Raw genomic sequence first — 17,301 nt, 5'->3', positions numbered from 1 at the left:
GTACTTTTTTTGACTCATGGTCGGACACGTCCTCTCTTATGTTCAATTCTATTGATTTAACCGAGGTATGTCCACTTATCTATAATACATCCAATGTCACACATTATATGTATAGAAATTAAAAGGATAGAAGAGCTTAAATGAATAAGCTCTTCTATCCTCTTTTTTACCATAGATGACCCTATTTACTACAACAATTAAATCAATCTAATGTTGCAGTAATTTAAAAGGAGCTTATATCAGTTATTAATTATATATGGATATTAATGTAATATATTGAAAAACAATGCTATAATTCATATAAATATTTATTGATGATAAAAAATTTGTGATAAATCTACGTCCCCCAGATTTGTCCGATATATGATAGGAGTTAAATTTTAATGAATAGTCCAATTTAATATTCCCCTATTAAGCCAAAATTCGAATGAAATATTGGGGGATATATAATGAAATTGAATAGAAACTTTTCTTTATTACTATTGGGTCAGTCACTCGCTAATATAGGCGATGTATTATATATAGTCAGTGTTATAAGTACAATTTTTGTATTAACAGGTTCTGCAATTGCAGCATCGTTTGTGCCATTTACAATTGCTTCTTCTATGTTTATATCCAGTCTGCTGACACCTCTTTTGGTTGAGAAATTAAATCTTAAATGGTTACTTGCTGGGTCACAGATTGTAAAGACGATTTTACTCTTTATTCTAGGGTTTATATTAATTGGTTTAACAGCAGCTAATTATTATTTTATCTTTTTAATAATAGGATTGATTGCTTTTTTTGACGGATGTGCAGATCCAATACGACAGACATTGACTCCATTCTATGTTAAACCTGAACATCTAATTCAAGCTAATGGAATTTCAGAAACTATTACGCAGGTCATAGAAGCAGGTATGTGGTTCGTAGGAAGTTCATTGCTAATTATTATGAGTTCTCAACAACTTATTTGGTTAGTTGGATGTTTATTTGTAATTGCAAGCATATTACTTTGCTTTTTAGAAAGTGTAATCTATGAAACAACCGAGTTAAAAGGGAAACTAGAAAAGATTAAAGAGGGTTGGAAAACTTTATCTAATACTCCGGTATTAAGAAGGATTGCTTGGATAGAATTTTTGGAAACAATTGCAGCAACGGTTTGGATAGCTGCTATTTTATATGTGTTTGTCAACGATGCTTTGAACGTTGATGAAAAATGGTGGGGATTTATCAATGGAGCTAACTTTTTAGGTCTGATTTTAGGAAGTGCTTATTGTATTAAATTTTCTTCTTTTGTTGAAAAGAAATTAGGAACCTTTATTTTTGTCGGTTCATTCGCAAGTTTCTTATTCACAATATTATTTAGCATAAACAGTATTCCTATGATTTCCTTACTTTTATCGCTCTGTGTAGGGCTTTTTGGACAAATTAAAAAAATTCCTCAACAAACGGTTATACAAACTAGTGTGTCAAAAGAACAGTTGTCAACTGTTTATACCTCATTAGGTGCTATCGGAACTGGGATTTTTGGCATTGCCTCTCTTATTATGGGACTATTAGCGGATTTGTTAGGAATTAGAATTGTATTCGTTATTTCGGGACTATTACTTGCAATAGTAAGTGCAATTGCCCATAAAAATAAGCAATTGTTTGTTAGAAATGTTATGGAACAATAAAATTAAAAATGAAGAATTTTATTAGCTACAATGTCCTTTGTTTTTAATGACTGTGTGATAGTTTGTGAAGTAGGACCATCAATTTTGATGGTCTTTTTTATTGAACTTATTTTACTAACGGGGGCTTTTGTCAAGTGGAGCAAAGTCTTTTAAGACATTGCTCCTTTTACATTTAAAAGCACTTCTGATAATACTCTTTCCTTAGCCTCCCGCTTAATTGAGCGTAGATCCTAGTTGTTTCGCTTTTCTCATGCCCCATAAGACTTTGTATCCTCCATTGTTCAACAAATGAGTTGCATAGCTGTGTCTAAGTTGGTGTGGATGAATTTCTTTATTGATTTCAGCACGATTTGATATCCGCTTGATGATGTATCGCATTTGGGCAACACTCATTTTATGTCGCTGCCTTACTGTCACAAAGATGGCAGGATTATTGTCAGTACGGCTTTCAATATAACGTTTAAGCCATATGTCACAACGCGTATTAAAATAAACCTCCCTTTCCTTATCACCTTTTCCTCTAACGATTGCGGATTGATTGGACCAATTAATATGGTTCTTTTCTAATGCAACTATTTCTCTAATTCGGCAACCAGTAGAAAACATGAATTCGAAAATTGCTTTTTCCATTGCGGAATGACAGGATTCACGGAGGTGTTCAATCTCCCGTTCGGTTAAATACTTGGGTATCCGCTTTCCTACTTTCGGTTCTTTAATTTTGGAAGTTGGATTCTTACTCAGGTATCCTTCTTCATGAGACCAACGAAAAAATGATTTCATAAAGCGAGTACGGTGTGCAAGACTGGCTGGTTTTAAGTGCTTGCCGGATATAGCAAGATATTCCTTCAGTTGATTGGTGTCAAGCAATTCCATCTCTATATCCTTAAAATAACCAATTAATAGAAAAGACTGCAACCGGTAGGCCTTCTGAGTCTTTATTAAACATTTTTTTCGCCTCCTTATTCATTTATATGGTAACTCTATTACTGAAATTCCAAATAACATATACTACGCTCTTACCTCGGCTTAAGACCCGCACAGGCAAGAACTGATAGCAACAATCTATACGAAAAGAGCCTTATAAAATAACCATTTTAGATGATGAATTACCAGGTTCAATTGTTAATAGCAATACTGTTGAAAACCTCCCTCCAGTCCAAGCTAATGCAGGTAACTGTACAAGTGAATTCTGTATAAAGATTGATACAGTTGAAGATAGCTTTTTTGGGGGTTCTAGAAGGAAAAGAATAGAATAGAGTTCAGAGTAGAATATACTGAATGTACCTTTCTTAGCTATATTTAAACGCTTTTATAAGTGGATGAAAATGAATAAACGATGTTTAATTTAACTTATATTTAAGTAACTTATTTTTTAATACTATGTTGACTTTAAAATGCAAATAGAATACAATTCGATAACGATAATCATTCTCAGTAAAAGGAGACTAACAAATTGTTTCGAATTTCTGCACACGACATCGAAGTAAAATATGATAAAAATATTATTCTTAGAGACCTATTATTACATATTCCAGATAATAGTATTTCAACAATTATTGGACCGAATGGTTGTGGAAAATCAACTTTATTAAAGGCTCTAACAAAAATATTGCCTTATTCCAAAGGTCAAATTTTATTAGATGGACAAGCTTTAACCTCATATAAAACAAAAGATTTGGCGAAAAAAATGGCATTACTTCCGCAGTCTCAGATTGCACCTTCTAACATTTCAGTACGTGAACTTATTGCTTACGGAAGGTATCCCCATCAAGGGAATTTCGGTATTTTAAGCTCTCAAGATCAAGAAATTATTAACTGGGCAATCTCCAAGACCAAGTTAAATGACGTAGAAAATTCTATTGTTGATTCATTGTCGGGTGGGCAACGTCAACGCGTTTGGGTCGCTTTAGCATTAGCTCAGCAAACGGACATTATTTATTTAGATGAGCCCACAACCTATTTGGACCTTGCACATCAACTTGATTTAATGAAACTTCTTAAACAATTGAATGTGGAAGAAAATCGTACAATTGTTATGGTACTACATGATTTAAATTTAGCAGCTAGATATTCAGACTATATGATTTCAATGAATTCTGGTCAAATCGTAAAAGCTGGAACCGTTGATGAAGTGATGACTACTGATAATTTAAAGCGGGTTTTTCAAATAGATGCTGTCATTAGTGAAGATCCTTATACTAAAAAACCAATTTGTCTATCTTACGACACTAGTTTATAAGAGGTGATGAGATGACAACTTGGCACAAATGGATCACGATATTCGTACTTTTAATTATCTGTTTTGCTTCCATTATTTTTGCAATCAGTATAGGGGCTAAAAATATTCCCTTTATCACAGTGTGGACATCCATTTTCCAATACAACTCAGAGGATAACTTACATCAGATCATTTATGAAGTTCGATTACCACGAGTGTTAGGGGCCGTATTTGTTGGAGCTGCTTTCGCAGTCGCTGGTACAGTAATTCAAGCAATCACACGTAATCCCCTTGCTGATATAGGCATTTTAGGAGTCAACGGTGGGGCAGTACTTCTTGTGACTATCTGTTTTGCATTTTATCCAGCGATTTCCTACGGTTGGCTTACGTTCTTTTCATTCATCGGGGCCGCACTATCGACCTTCCTTGTCTTTTCAATCGGTATTGTCGCTCGTGGGAATCTTTCCCCTTTAACATTTACAATTGCTGGGGCAGTGATTGCTGCATTTCTACATGCAATTAGTTCTGGTATTGCCATTTATTTTGATTTGAATCAAGAATTGGCTTTTTGGTATGCAGGTGGAGTTGCAGGTGTTACATGGGGGCAACTTCCTTTATTGATTACTATCGTTATCGTATCCATCATTATTGCAACATTACTTGGTAAGCAATTAACGATTTTAAGTACAGGCCAAGAAATGGCATCGAGTTTAGGTATTAACATTAAGTTCTTACTATTCACAAGTATGGGGGTTATCGTTTTACTTGGTGGTGTCGGAGTTGCAGTCGCTGGTTCTATTAGTTTTGTTGGACTAATTATCCCTCATCTTTCACGTAAATTTGTTGGGCATGATTACCGTTGGAATATTCCAGTAAGCGCTTTATTAGGGAGTACACTTGTAGTAATCGCTGATTTATCAGCTCGAATAATTTTTGCACCTAAAGAGCTTGCATTAGGAATATTAATTGCCTTTATTGGTGTGCCATTTTTTCTATTTGTCGCGAAGAAACTGGAGGGAACTTAAATGGCACCAAAACGAAAAATTCCATTTCTATTATACATCTCGATCACTTTGATATTCATTTTTCTAACATTTTTCTTTTCAATTAACACAGGAAGCTATCAACTTTCTTTACCAGAAGTGGTGAATATCCTATTTGGTCAGGGGCAGGATAATAGTATACTCGTATTATTTGAGTATCGATTACCCCGCATCTTGATGGCATTAGTCGGTGGTGCTGGTATCGCTGTGGCAGGATCATTACTCCAATCCTATACGGGCAACCATTTAGCGGATACTGGTTTATTAGGTCTCCATGCGGGTGCTTCATGTGGATTAATTATATTCATGAGCTTTTTCAGTCAAAAATTTTTATATGCTGAAATTTTAATACCTTTATTCGCCTTTTCAGGTGGTGCTTTGGCCGCCGTTTTGATTGTTTATTTAGCAAAATCAAAAAATGGCGGTATCAATACAAATAAATTGATTTTAATTGGTATTGCTGTATCGGCACTTTTTAATGCAATAACGCTATTTTTATCATTACGTTTAAGTAAAGATACTTATTCTTTTGCAGCTAGCTGGTTACTTGGGAATATTTGGGGACGTCATTGGATTCATGTTTCTATTTTAATTCCATGGGTTGCTCTATTTAGTTTTCTTGCCTATCACTTAGCGCATCGATTAAACCTTTTACAAATTGGAGAGGCATTCGCTCAAACAACGGGAATTAATGTAAAGCGCACCAAAAATAGCGCATTGATATTGGCTGTGGCATTATCAAGCGTTTCAGTAGCCATCGTAGGTAATATTAGCTTTTTAGGACTTTTAGCGCCACATTTGGCACGTCAATTAGTTGGCAGTGACTATCGCCTCAACCTACCTTTATCTGCATTGATTGGCGCTGGCATTTTACTACTTTCTGATACGATTGGTCGTTCTCTATTTGAAGCAAACCCAATCCCAGCAGGTATATTGGTATCCTTCATTGGAGGACCTTATTTTATTTATTTACTATTAAAAAACAACAGGAGTGTATAACAATATGAAAAAATGGTATTTACCAGTAACTTTAGCTCTATTAACAGCAATTTTAGGTGCTTGTGGAAATGAAGAATCAACAACATCTAATTCAACAACGAAAGTAGTTGAAGAACAACGTATTGGCTCTTTATCAATTCACTTAACAAATGACTTAATTGCCCTAGATATTACCCCCGTTGGTTCTGTAGTTGGCGGTTCATTAGGTGATTTTTTACCACAAGCAGCTCCATACTTAACAGAAGCTACAAAATATGGCCCTGCAAAAGATGTTGATATGGAATCATTACTTTCCTCCGAACCAGATGTTATCGTTGCAGATGAAGAATTTGCAGCAGCGAATTTAGAACACTACAAAAAAATTGCACCCGTTCAACTATATAATTTAGATGAAGGAACATGGCGTGATCATTTAACATTACTTGGAGAAAAATTCAAAAAAGAAGAATCAGCGAAACAATTTATTGCAGATTACGAAAAGAAAACGGAGGAAGTAAAATCTTTACTTGCTAAACAATATGGTGAAGATGCAACAGCAATGGCAATCCGTGTTACAGATAAAGAATTACGTGTATTCTCAACAGCACGACCAATGGGCCCAATATTATTTAAAGACTTAAATCTTGAACCTGCTACAGGAATTACAGAAATGGGTACAGAAGAGCCTTATCAAGTGATATCAAAAGAAGTTATTGGTGATTACGATGCAGATATTATATTTGTTGTAGTAAATAGCAACGAAGAAGCTGAAAAAGTATACAAAGAACTTGCTGAATCATCTATATGGAAATCTCTAAAAGCTGTTCAAAAGGGCCAAATTTTTGTTGTTTCAGATCAACCTTGGTTAGACTATTCAGCTCTTGGGAACTCAATGGCAATGGATCAACTATATGACCAATTAAAAAAATAAAAATATAGTCTATTTACAAGAATACATCTTACAATGCGAAACCCTTCACTTTTCCCCCTAAAACCATAATGTTTCAATGGTTTTAGGGGGATTTACTTTTTTACTTTTAACCGTTTACCTTAATGCTTTGGCGGAACATTTGTAAATTTTCCTCTTTCTCCGATTTTAAAAAAACAGGATTTGGTATAGTAACCATAAGAATCATTCTATTTTTATCGTTCAAGCAATTATCCAGTTGCTCTTCACATTTACTGAACCGTTTTAAAGGGGCTGGTCTTATTACTGTCATTGCAATGGGTTAATTGGATTCTATGAGCGTTCCAATTTTGTAAGCCTAAATTTTACCCCTGGCTGAGCGTTATGAAGTGCAGACTGAAGCTAACCGACTTGCAGCAGCCTCAAACTTCCTTGAATATGCAAAGTTTAGTTTGCAATTAATTTAAAAATAAGGGGAATTGATTATGGATATGTATTCTATTGATAACGGAAAATTTGCTGTTGTAAAAACATCGAAAGAGTTTGTCTTGATTTTAGATGAAGAAATTTTGGGACCTTTCCCTTGTACTAGAGGGGAAGTAGAACGTATTTATAGATTATTAAAATCGAATGGCTTTTCATCAAAAGGAAATAAAAAGAAATTAAAATAAATTATAGTTTAAACCACTAGGGAATTTAATGAGTACAAATTCAGTGACGACTCTTAATATACATAATACAACAGCGTGGATCAAAAATAATACACATCGTCATGAAATAACGTTCGTTACAGAAAATAGATTTCTCTTGAACTTTATGGAGGCATACCTGCAGTATTATTTGGAGCCAATTTTCGAAGGTGAAAACTAGTGAAATAATAGTGAATTTGATTGATATGACTGCAAACCAAAGGTGGTCGAGTTATGTAACTTCCCACTTTCTTATATCGTTAACTCCACAGGTAGAAATATGAGCATCCTTTAGGAAAATACTCATCCAGATGCACTAGTCGATTTCCGACAACAAAAACGTGTTTATAAGCTTAATAACATTGAGAAAACACGGCAACCTAAAATGTACAAAAAAACGTTTAGTCTGATAGTTCGTGATAACACCGTAGAGGATATTTTAGAGAAACGAAGCGAAGACGTAGAAAAAATGCTTTTAGGTGAACAATTCGTTCAAAACCAACAAGATGAATAATATGGAGAGAAGGCAAAGGTTCTTAAACCATCGGGTGCTTTACTTGAAGAACATTGAGTTGCATATGCAGCTCTTTTTTCTTTATTAAACTAACGGCGCAGTTTAGTGGAAGAAATGGTAACTAAAGTGTATGATGTTTGGTTTATATAACAGAGCATTGCGGAAATTATTGGGGTATGCTACATTCATAATACATAAATAGGTGACATAAGTAAGATAACTTTTGTTGACCTTAATGGACAAAAACAGTAATGCTGCACAGTGCCTTCAATCATATTGGGGGCATTTTTAAATTTTCAAAGGAGAGTGAAAAAATTGCTATTAAAAAATGATTACACAAACTTATTTGAAGATGTACATACTCATGTGAAAGAAAGTGCTAAAAAGTTGGGTTCCAGTGGTGCTGCTCTATTTATCATCCATAACGACAAAATCGTAACAGAGTCTTATTTTGGTAAACAGTCTAATGCTAAACATGCTCGAGATGTTAAAGCAGACACTCAATTCCACATTGCATCTGTAAGAAAGGCTTATATCGGTTTTGCTGCTGCATACGCTATATACAATGGCTACTTTTCCATTGATGATCCGATTCGACGGTTTGTTGAAGAATCTAATTTATCCGTATATGAAGGAGTAACCATTCGTCATTTATTAACCCACACACATGGACTTAAAATAGCTGATGGCAAACTAGTAAGTGAATATAAACCTGGTGAATCATGGGCATATAGAGGTCCCAGTATTGATTTGTTGACAACGATTATTAAAAAAACAACGGGACATTCCGTTGCTGATATTGTAAAAGAGCAGGTCATTGTGCCAGTCGGCTTTCAATCGACAGAATGGATTAAGATGAGTCAACCGCATTCAAAAATTGCAAACACTATTCGCGATACAGATAACCCCTTCTGGACTGAGACGGATGTAGTAGATGGTTCTGGAATGAATATGTATGTGTCTGCACAAGAGCTTGCCTTATGGGGTTACCTTCATTTAAGAGAAGGGAAATGGGGAGGAAAACAGCTTATTCCTAAAGAAATCATTCAAATGGCAACATCCATTCAGACTCCTAACCCGAGACTTCCTATTCATAAGAATGGATTTTTATGGTTTGTTAAAGACACTAACCATACCTTTAATCAAATAGGCGATACAGTTCCAAAAGATTCCTATCAATTACTCGGTTACACAAATGTAGCTCTGCTCGTCATTCCAGAGGAAAATGTAGTGGCAGTAAGAATGTTCAACTGTTATGGTTCATCTGATGGATACGATTATCTAAACGACATTCGGTCTTTTGGAGACACTGTTTATAAATGTTCCATAAAAGCAAATAGAAATCAATAATGGAAGGTGTTTCAGACGTCAGCCCTCAAAAAAGTTGAGAATTATTATTAGACTTTGGTAAATTAGAGCCTTTTTTATTATTTAACTCCCATGAAAATAAAATCTCTGGCACTAAAAAGTCCATGCTAAAATAAACGCGACCTTTATATTCAAAAAAATGGTAGCGCCTAAATAGAGATCTGATTTTAGATTGTATTAGGAAGCACCAAGTTCAGTGATGGTCACATTGTAACCCAAACTTTCAAGTCTTCGAACAGAATATCGAATAATAGATTGTTCTTTTTGTTTATCAAAGTAGTCTTCGCCCAAGTCTACATACATTTCTTTCCGCGTTAAAAGGTAATAAGCAAAGCGTAAGATGGCATGAGCAACGGATATTCCAGCTCGTTTTTTACCCTTTCGAGTTGCAGTCCGTCTATATAATGCGCCTAGATAGGTTTTAGATCCTCTGTCGGAATGAGCTGCTTCGATTAGAGCCGATTTCAAGTATTTATTACCTTTTTTCATAGTAGAGGATTTCCTTTTTCCTGCACTTTCATTGTGTCCAGGTACTAGTCCTGCCCAAGAACAGAGATGTGCTGCACTTGGAAATTGCTTTTCTACATCAGTTCCGATTTCAGCTATGATTTGTTCTACCATTCGAGTGTCAATTCCAGGGATGAAATCCAATCTTTCGATATCTTCTTGGTGTGTGGAAAGCCGGCAAGTTACTTCTGGATTTAACAATTCAATTTGTGCAGTCAGAAAACCAATATGAGTAAGAATGGTTTTAATCATTAGTCGTTGAAGTGGTTGGATATAGCCACGAAGTGCGAGTTCAAGCGCTGCTTTTTTCTTTTTCATTGAACGTCTAGCGAAACTAGCCAACCTTTCTGGATCATTTTCACCTTCGGCAATGGCACGAAGCATATCCAGAGAGGAAACCCCCATCACATCATATTTTTTTCGATTCATTCGCAAGTTTCTTATTCACAATATTATTTAGCCTAAACAGCATTCCAATCATTTCCTTACTTTTATCTCTCTGTGTAGGGCTTTTTGGACAAATTAAAAAAATTCCTCAACAAACGGTTATACAAACTAGTGTGCCAAAAGAACAGTTGTCAACTGTTTATACCTCGTTAGGTGCTATCGGAACTGGGATTTTTGGCGTTGGCTCTCTTGTTATGGGACTATTAGCAGATTTGTTAGGAATTAGAATTGTATTCGTTATTTCGGGGCTATTACTTGCGATAGTAAGTATAATTGCTCATAAAAATAAGCAATTGTTTGTTAGAAATATTATGGAACAAAAAAATTAAAGATGAAGGATTTTATTAGCTATAATGTCCTTTGTTTTTAATGACTTTGTGATAGTTTGTGAAGTAGGACCATCATTTTTGATGGTCTTTTTTATTGAGGCTGTTTTCGTAAACTTTGTTGCTTTTAAGCCAAAAAGTAATATTGTGATACTATAATGACATAAAAGGAATTAAACGGTCATTGTATAAAGGTTTGAATATAATAAATTAGGAATAACAACCAACTTTAAGGGAGATGAACCCGAATTAATAAATATAGTGTTCTTTCACTTACTACTTTATTAATCTTCGTTGTTATGTTTTTTACAATGTGGAATGGAGTGTCGTTAGGAGCATTAGGTAAACCATATATTCTTTCAATGTTTTTGTTCCCATTATTAGGAGCTTTTTTAGGATTCAAAGCAAAAAAAGGTTTATTAAAATGGCTACTAATAATACTTAACATTAGTGCAATCTGTATCATCGGGTATATTTTATTACTTGCTTACGGTATTGCCGAAAGCTAATTAAAACAAGATGGGTAGCATTTTTCGCTATCCTCTTTTTTATTCCTTACTAAGTAGCCCTTAAAGAATTGACAGTATTATAGTTCGATTTTTGTCACGCTGAAATAAGCATTTGCTCCACTCGTTTTTCAAATACTACGTTTTTCTCTAAATCAAGCCAACGGAACCAGTAAAGGACATACGATCCTTTGCAAACACGTAATGCATATTTAATTTAACGAAACTACATGGAGTTTGTGAATTGCAATGGCAAGATGAAAGACGGTCTAAATGGTGGTCTTCCATCTGATCGCTTCTAAATAGATTGGCAGATTAAGATTCTAATGACTTATCTGCAGCTAAATTAGCATTTTTAATGAAATTACAGAACACTTAAAACAGAAAAAATGTATATTTTTAGCTAAAAAGCAACTTATCGATAAAAATGCCGTTATTTACAATAACTTCGCTGAATTTTCTGACTATAATTAAAGAGAACAAATTATAAGGGGTTGATTGAATGTCAGTAAAGGTTAATCCAAACGTTGAGCTAAGCCACCCATTATCACCATTATCTGAAGTAGAAATTGAAAAAGCTGTTCAATTAGTCAAGGAACAGCAACAGTTGTCTGAACATGTACGGTTTATGTCGGTGATGTTACATGAACCTAAAAAATCAGAAGTACTAAATTACAAACCAGGTAATACGGTAGATCGCCAAGTGTTTTTAGTGATTTTAGATGATAAAGAATTGAAAACATTTGAAGCAATTGTAAATTTAACTTCAGAAAAAGTTGATTCCTACGAACATATTCCTGGGGTACAACCAAATGTAGCCTTAGAGGAATTTGAGCAATGTGAAGAATTAGTAAAGAGCCATCCTGATTTTATAGCAGCTTTACAGAAACGTGGGATTGACAATCCTGATTTAATCATGGTGGATCCTTGGTCAGCAGGGAATTTTGGTGTTCAGGAACATGAAGGTAAACGTTTACTTCGTGCGATTTGTTGGCAAAAACAATCACTAGAAGATAACGGATATGCTTACCCTTTAACAGGTATTGTAACGTATGTAGACCTAAACAAAATGGAAGTTTACAAAGTAGTAGATCACGGGGTACGTCCAATTCCAACAACATCAGGTAATTACCATCCTGAAGTTGATGAATCAATTGTGTTTAGAAACGACTTAAAACCTTTGGAAATCATTCAACCTGAAGGTCCAAGCTTTACAATTGAAGGGAATTTGATCAAATGGCAAAAGTGGAGTTTCCGCTATGGATTTACACCACGTGAGGGCCTTGTATTATACACAATTAATTACCATGACAAAGGCAAGGATCGTCCAGTTCTTTATCGTGCAGCATTATCAGAAATGGTTGTCCCTTATGGTGAACCAACATTTTCGCATAACACACAAAATGCCTTTGATGCTGGTGAATATGGAATGGGTCAATTAGCCAATTCGTTAGAACTAGGTTGCGACTGCTTAGGCGAAATTCAATACTTTGATGGTGTTGTAGCTGATGTTAAAGGAAATGCGCGTACGATCAAAAATGCGATTTGCTTACACGAAGAAGATTACGGGATTGGTTGGAAACATACAGATTGGCGTACAGGCCATGTAGAAGTACGGCGCTCACGTCGACTAGTGATTTCATTCTTCTGTACAGTTGGAAATTATGATTACGGCTTCTATTGGAGTTTCTACCAAGACGGTACGATTGAAGCTGAAGTCAAACTAACAGGTATTTTAAGCACTGGTACATGTGAAGATGGCATCCAAACAAAATATGGATCTGAGATTTCTCCAGGATTAAACGCATCACATCATCAACACTTCTTTAATTTCCGACTTGATACGATGTTAGACGGTGAAAATAACTCAGTAGTTGAAACGGAAACAGTATCAGAAACATTGGGTGAACACAATCCGAATGCCAATGGTTTCTATCCTCTTTCACGTATCTTTAAAACGGAGAAGGAAGCGTTACGTAATTTAGATTTAAAAACGCAGCGTACTTGGAAAATTATCAATAAAAACTCACTTAACCGAGTGAATCAACCTGTTGGATATAAAATTTTGCCTGGCGAAAATTGCTTCCCATTTGCTCATGAAGAGGCAAGCGTTATGAAACGTGCTGGCTTCCTTAAACACCATTTACACGTTACGCAATTTGATGAAAATGAAAAATATGCAACAGGTATGTATCCAAATCAACATGCTGGAGGAGATGGACTGCCAAAATACGTTGAGAAAAACCGTTCAATTGATGATGAAGATATCGTCGTTTGGTACACAATGGGCCATCATCATATCCCGCGCCCTGAAGATTGGCCTGTAATGCCAACTGCATACATCAATTTCCAATTAAAACCAGTTGGATTCTTTGACCGAAACCCAGCAATAGACGTTCCTAGACCGGACAAGAAGTGTCACACAACTTCGTCATGTCATATACAATAAAACTCTTTAAGGAGTGATTATATGCTACCATTCCTAAGCATGTTGGTGATTGTTACCTTTACGGTAATCACTAACCGTTTATTAAAACAGCGTTTTGCTAATCATGGCATGGCCAAGTGCTGTATAATGCTGATTTCTATGACAATGAGTACTGCTGTTGGAATAAATATGGCTACCTGGCTTCCCGATATGGTACTAGGAGCAATAGCATCTATTATTATTTCTATTGCATTAGGCTATTTACTGTCAACAGGCTTACCGATGTACCTATTCATGGAAAGTGTAGGATCTAGTTTTATGGGAGCAATGATGGGCGTGATGCTAACATTAATGACCACCCAATATTTAACGTTAAGCATTATCTTTTTTACAATGATGTTTATTGTAAGTGCTATCATTTCTATCGGTGTATGGAATCGTGAGATGTTTCCTATCTTTATAAAAGCCATTCCAAAGCATATTTACATTGTGGCTGGTTTAATGATTTGTGTACTAGTATTAAGTAGTTTTGAGATTCAACATGAGGTACCTGTAAAAACAGAACAAGAGCATCATAATCATCATTAAAGGGGTCGATAATTATGCTAAATGTTAAACCGAGTATTGAAGAATCAGGCATTCAATTCAAAAAGAAATATGACAATTTTATTGGTGGTGAATGGGTAGCACCTGTAAATGGAGAGTATTTCGATAATATTACGCCTATCACGAAAGAAGTATTTACGAGTGTAGCTCGTTCAACAAAAGAAGATGTAGAGCTAGCATTAGATGCCGCTCATGAAGCCCAAAAAACTTGGGGGAAAACACCTGTAGCAGAACGGGCACGAATCTTACTAGCGATTGCTGATCGCATGGAAGAAAACCTTGAAAAAATTGCAAAGGTAGAAACTTGGGATAATGGGAAAGCGATTCGTGAAACTATGTATGCTGATATTCCATTGGCAATTGATAATTTCCGCTATTTTGCAAGTGCCATTCGCGCGCAACAAGGGCAAGTGACACCTTTTGATGAGGATACAGTAGCTTATCATTTCCAAGAACCTATTGGTGTAGTTGGTCAAATCATTCCATGGAACTTCCCTATTTTAATGGCAGCTTGGAAATTGGCGCCAGCACTTGCTGCAGGAAATAGTGTTGTATTAAAATTAGCAGAACAAACGCCAGTATCATTCTTATTCGTAGTTGAACTTATTCAAGACCTATTACCAAAAGGTGTATTAAACGTCATTAATGGTTTTGGTGAAGAGGCAGGTAAAGAGTTAGCTTCAAGCCCACGTATTGCCAAAGTGGCCTTTACGGGTTCTACAGCTGTCGGCAAACTGATTATGAAATATGCATCTGAGAATCTAATTCCTGTTACACTAGAGTTAGGTGGCAAATCTCCTAATATCTTCTTTGAAGATGTCATGGATGCTGATGACGGATATCTAGATAAGGCGATTGAAGGATTAGTTATGTTTGCTTTAAATCAAGGTGAAGTTTGCACTTGTCCATCTAGAGCCTTGATCCATGAGTCTATTTATGATCGTTTCATGGAAAAAGCCATTGAACGAGTAAAGCAAATTAAAGTTGGGGATCCATTCGAACTTGAAACAATGATGGGTGCACAGGCTTCAGAAGAACAACATAAAAAAATTCTTTCTTACTTTGAAATTGCCAAACAAGATGGCGCAGAATGTTTAATCGGTGGCGCCGAAAATCACCTTGATAATTTAGATGGCTATTTTATTAAACCAACTATTTTTAAAGGCAATAACAAAATGCGTATTTTCCAAGAAGAAATTTTCGGTCCTGTATTGGCAGTGACTACGTTTAAAACCTTTGAGGAAGCGATTGAAATTGCAAATGATACTATGTATGGATTAGGTGCAGCTGTATGGTCACGTAATACAAACGTTACCTATAAAGCAAGTCGAGAGATCCAAGCAGGACGTGTTTGGATAAATACGTATCACCAATACCCTGCTGGTGCAGCATTTGGCGGCTACAAAAAGTCAGGCGTCGGTCGAGAAAATCATTTAAAAGCTTTAGAATCGTATCAATCGACTAAATGTGTCTTAGCTAGTTACAATGAACAGGCGCAAGGATTCTTTTAATTTTACCTAAGAGTAAAGTGAGGGGGCGGCTTATTGAGTAGCTATTATCCAATCCAACCTGAATTGGTCCAAAAAACGTATTCTTATAGAGAACTGGCTCCAAACAGCAATTTAAACCAGGATATACTATTTTATTATGAGTTTGAACCAATAGGCATTAATAGTGATATTCATGTCATTCCTGATGCTTGCCAAGATTTAATGTTTTACATGGGTAAAGATCAAAAGGTTGTCTTTGGGAATACCCCGACTACACGTGAAATTTATTCATTTACCCCAAAAGGTAAATATTTTGGTGTTCGTCTAAATCCAAAACAAACAGTTATTCAATACAATTGCGCTTTAAAACAAATTGTTCAACAACCGTTTGTTAATGTTGAATTAGGCTGCACACTAGACTCTAAATTTATACAAGCTGTTTTTGAAGCAGGAGATTTCGAACAAAGAGTGCAAATTTGTAATGAGTATTTTTGCTCTCAAAAAAAGGAAAAAAGCTTAGGTGATGAAATATTCGCTACTTGTTTTGATTCTATTATTGAAAATAATGGGCTGTTCTTACCAGATGTAATTCAGCATAAAACAGGTTATTCTGAGCGATATATCCGAGAACTTTTCTACAAAAAAACAGGTTTTGGACCAAAAAAACTAAGTAAATTCATACGTATTCAACTCTTACTTCAACATTTTTCTTTTGAAGAGACACCTGTAAACATTGACCAATATGGTTTCTATGACCCTTCACATTATTACAAAGAATTTAAAAGCTTACTTGTAATAACACCTGCTGAATATATAAAAGAATTTTTAGGTTGGAAAAACATAAAACGAAAGCTGCTATCGTATTAGCCCCTCAAAGCTTTCTCTTTTTCTTATAAAAAACATACTAATTTTAGTATGTTTTTTATTTATTCATGAACAGTATACTTTCTTCCGGAAAAAACATATCAGTTAGTTTAACTACATTAACAATTCGCTACCCTAACTTTATGGAAAAATTCTAATTGATGCAGTTGCAACAGATACTTTCAGACTTAAAAGTAACCATTTAATTGGATAATTGTAGGTAAGTCCAAAAAAGAGACGTATCCTTTTCATCTCACGATCAATAGGAGGATATATGAATTTCTTATCCCCGAAATTCCAGCACTTGTTCCAGCAGCTATAATTTTTTGTGTTTTTATGATAGTGCATATTATCGGTATTAAAGAGTATGTACAATGGTTCTATGTTCTGTGGCTGTTGGATTATTAGCTCCAAAGCAACTCCCATATTTGGCGATGAACAAAACAAATAACATTACATAATATAGAAACAAGAAATATTATTAAAAAGGATGATGTATTATTTCTGTAGTAAGAACTGGTACCCTTCCTAACGGAGAAATACATGACGGTTGGGAAGATGTTGATGTTGTTTGGGACATTGATCGTTGGGAGAATGACGGCGGTAGAAGTGTTGGAACGAGTTCGAGGACGTGAAAAGGCTACCTATATTAAATGGAGAGAGGCTGGGACAAAACCCATCTCTAAACTAAAAAGCCGGCGAAATTTTACGATCAGTAAAATTTCACCGGCTTTCAATTTTTTTCATAAAAA

The 17,301-nt window shown here is 35.3% G+C and carries 15 protein-coding genes and 1 pseudogene; 14 read left to right on the top strand and 2 right to left on the bottom strand.

Going from position 1 to position 17,301, the window contains the following annotated elements:
• The first annotated feature begins 449 nt into the window (after positions 1-449).
• Positions 450-1,658, top strand: a complete 1,209-nt coding sequence (locus ABH966_RS26220; RefSeq protein WP_370083557.1) for an MFS transporter — start codon at positions 450-452, stop codon at positions 1,656-1,658.
• A gap of 172 nt (positions 1,659-1,830) precedes the next feature.
• Here ABH966_RS26220 and ABH966_RS26215 read toward each other — a convergent pair.
• Positions 1,831-2,621, bottom strand: a pseudogene (locus ABH966_RS26215) (tyrosine-type recombinase/integrase).
• A 490-nt stretch (positions 2,622-3,111) separates the two neighbouring features.
• Here ABH966_RS26215 and ABH966_RS26210 point away from each other — a divergent pair.
• From ABH966_RS26210 to ABH966_RS26185, 6 genes are all read left to right on the top strand, one after another.
• Positions 3,112-3,897 carry an ABC transporter ATP-binding protein gene (locus tag ABH966_RS26210; protein ID WP_323657614.1) on the top strand — a complete coding sequence of 262 codons (786 nt, stop codon included), beginning with the start codon at positions 3,112-3,114 and terminating at the stop codon, positions 3,895-3,897.
• A gap of 11 nt (positions 3,898-3,908) precedes the next feature.
• Positions 3,909-4,901, top strand: a complete 993-nt coding sequence (locus tag ABH966_RS26205) for a FecCD family ABC transporter permease (protein WP_370083555.1) — start codon at positions 3,909-3,911, stop codon at positions 4,899-4,901.
• A complete protein-coding gene (locus tag ABH966_RS26200; RefSeq protein ID WP_370083553.1) occupies positions 4,902-5,918 on the top strand; it encodes a FecCD family ABC transporter permease in 1,017 nt (338 codons plus the stop codon).
• A gap of 4 nt (positions 5,919-5,922) precedes the next feature.
• Positions 5,923-6,828: an ABC transporter substrate-binding protein gene (locus ABH966_RS26195; RefSeq protein ID WP_370083551.1), complete on the top strand. Its 906-nt coding sequence runs from the start codon at positions 5,923-5,925 to the stop codon at positions 6,826-6,828.
• Positions 6,829-7,289: 461 nt separating this feature from the next.
• Entirely contained in the window at positions 7,290-7,475 is a 186-nt protein-coding gene (locus ABH966_RS26190; RefSeq protein ID WP_370083549.1) for a hypothetical protein, read from the top strand.
• An 838-nt stretch (positions 7,476-8,313) separates the two neighbouring features.
• On the top strand, positions 8,314-9,357 hold the full coding sequence (locus ABH966_RS26185) for a serine hydrolase domain-containing protein (RefSeq protein ID WP_370083547.1): 1,044 nt from the start codon (positions 8,314-8,316) through the stop codon (positions 9,355-9,357).
• Between the two features lie 195 nt (positions 9,358-9,552).
• Here the strand turns inward: ABH966_RS26185 and ABH966_RS26180 are convergent, their stop codons facing one another.
• On the bottom strand, positions 9,553-10,311 hold the full coding sequence (locus ABH966_RS26180; protein WP_370083545.1) for a transposase: 759 nt from the start codon (positions 10,309-10,311) through the stop codon (positions 9,553-9,555).
• A 131-nt stretch (positions 10,312-10,442) separates the two neighbouring features.
• On the opposite strand from ABH966_RS26180, the gene ABH966_RS26175 reads away from it, so the two are divergent.
• From ABH966_RS26175 to ABH966_RS26145, 7 genes are all read left to right on the top strand, one after another.
• Positions 10,443-10,658 carry a hypothetical protein gene (locus ABH966_RS26175; protein ID WP_370083543.1) on the top strand — a complete coding sequence of 72 codons (216 nt, stop codon included), beginning with the start codon at positions 10,443-10,445 and terminating at the stop codon, positions 10,656-10,658.
• Positions 10,659-10,978: 320 nt separating this feature from the next.
• Positions 10,979-11,164: a hypothetical protein gene (locus ABH966_RS26170; protein WP_370083542.1), complete on the top strand. Its 186-nt coding sequence runs from the start codon at positions 10,979-10,981 to the stop codon at positions 11,162-11,164.
• Positions 11,165-11,663: 499 nt separating this feature from the next.
• Positions 11,664-13,610, top strand: a complete 1,947-nt coding sequence (locus tag ABH966_RS26165; protein ID WP_370083540.1) for a primary-amine oxidase — start codon at positions 11,664-11,666, stop codon at positions 13,608-13,610.
• A gap of 21 nt (positions 13,611-13,631) precedes the next feature.
• Positions 13,632-14,177 carry a hypothetical protein gene (locus tag ABH966_RS26160; RefSeq protein ID WP_370083538.1) on the top strand — a complete coding sequence of 182 codons (546 nt, stop codon included), beginning with the start codon at positions 13,632-13,634 and terminating at the stop codon, positions 14,175-14,177.
• 14 nt (positions 14,178-14,191) lie between these two features.
• Positions 14,192-15,706 carry an aldehyde dehydrogenase family protein gene (locus tag ABH966_RS26155; protein ID WP_370083536.1) on the top strand — a complete coding sequence of 505 codons (1,515 nt, stop codon included), beginning with the start codon at positions 14,192-14,194 and terminating at the stop codon, positions 15,704-15,706.
• A gap of 33 nt (positions 15,707-15,739) precedes the next feature.
• A complete protein-coding gene (locus ABH966_RS26150) occupies positions 15,740-16,552 on the top strand; it encodes a DUF6597 domain-containing transcriptional factor (protein ID WP_370083535.1) in 813 nt (270 codons plus the stop codon).
• A 540-nt stretch (positions 16,553-17,092) separates the two neighbouring features.
• On the top strand, positions 17,093-17,301 hold a 209-nt coding region (locus ABH966_RS26145; RefSeq protein WP_370083533.1), incomplete at its 3' end, for a hypothetical protein.

Source organism: Lysinibacillus sp. RC46, assembly GCF_041262385.1.
Lineage (GTDB): Bacteria > Bacillota > Bacilli > Bacillales_A > Planococcaceae > Lysinibacillus.
The sequence above is the reverse complement of the archived record's forward strand: the minus strand, read 5'-3'. Positions and strand labels throughout refer to the sequence as shown.

Bases quoted from the DNA above. Each gene is read 5' to 3' on its own strand.
- ABH966_RS26220 (WP_370083557.1), top strand. From the start codon at position 450: ATGAAATTGAATAGAAACTTTTCTTTATTACTATTGGGTCAGTCACTC.
- ABH966_RS26205 (WP_370083555.1), top strand. From the start codon at position 3,909: ATGACAACTTGGCACAAATGGATCACGATATTCGTACTTTTAATTATC.
- ABH966_RS26200 (WP_370083553.1), top strand. From the start codon at position 4,902: ATGGCACCAAAACGAAAAATTCCATTTCTATTATACATCTCGATCACT.
- ABH966_RS26195 (WP_370083551.1), top strand. From the start codon at position 5,923: ATGAAAAAATGGTATTTACCAGTAACTTTAGCTCTATTAACAGCAATT.
- ABH966_RS26190 (WP_370083549.1), top strand. From the start codon at position 7,290: ATGGATATGTATTCTATTGATAACGGAAAATTTGCTGTTGTAAAAACA.
- ABH966_RS26180 (WP_370083545.1), bottom strand. From the start codon at position 10,311: ATGAATCGAAAAAAATATGATGTGATGGGGGTTTCCTCTCTGGATATG.
- ABH966_RS26165 (WP_370083540.1), top strand. From the start codon at position 11,664: ATGTCAGTAAAGGTTAATCCAAACGTTGAGCTAAGCCACCCATTATCA.
- ABH966_RS26160 (WP_370083538.1), top strand. From the start codon at position 13,632: ATGCTACCATTCCTAAGCATGTTGGTGATTGTTACCTTTACGGTAATC.
- ABH966_RS26155 (WP_370083536.1), top strand. From the start codon at position 14,192: ATGCTAAATGTTAAACCGAGTATTGAAGAATCAGGCATTCAATTCAAA.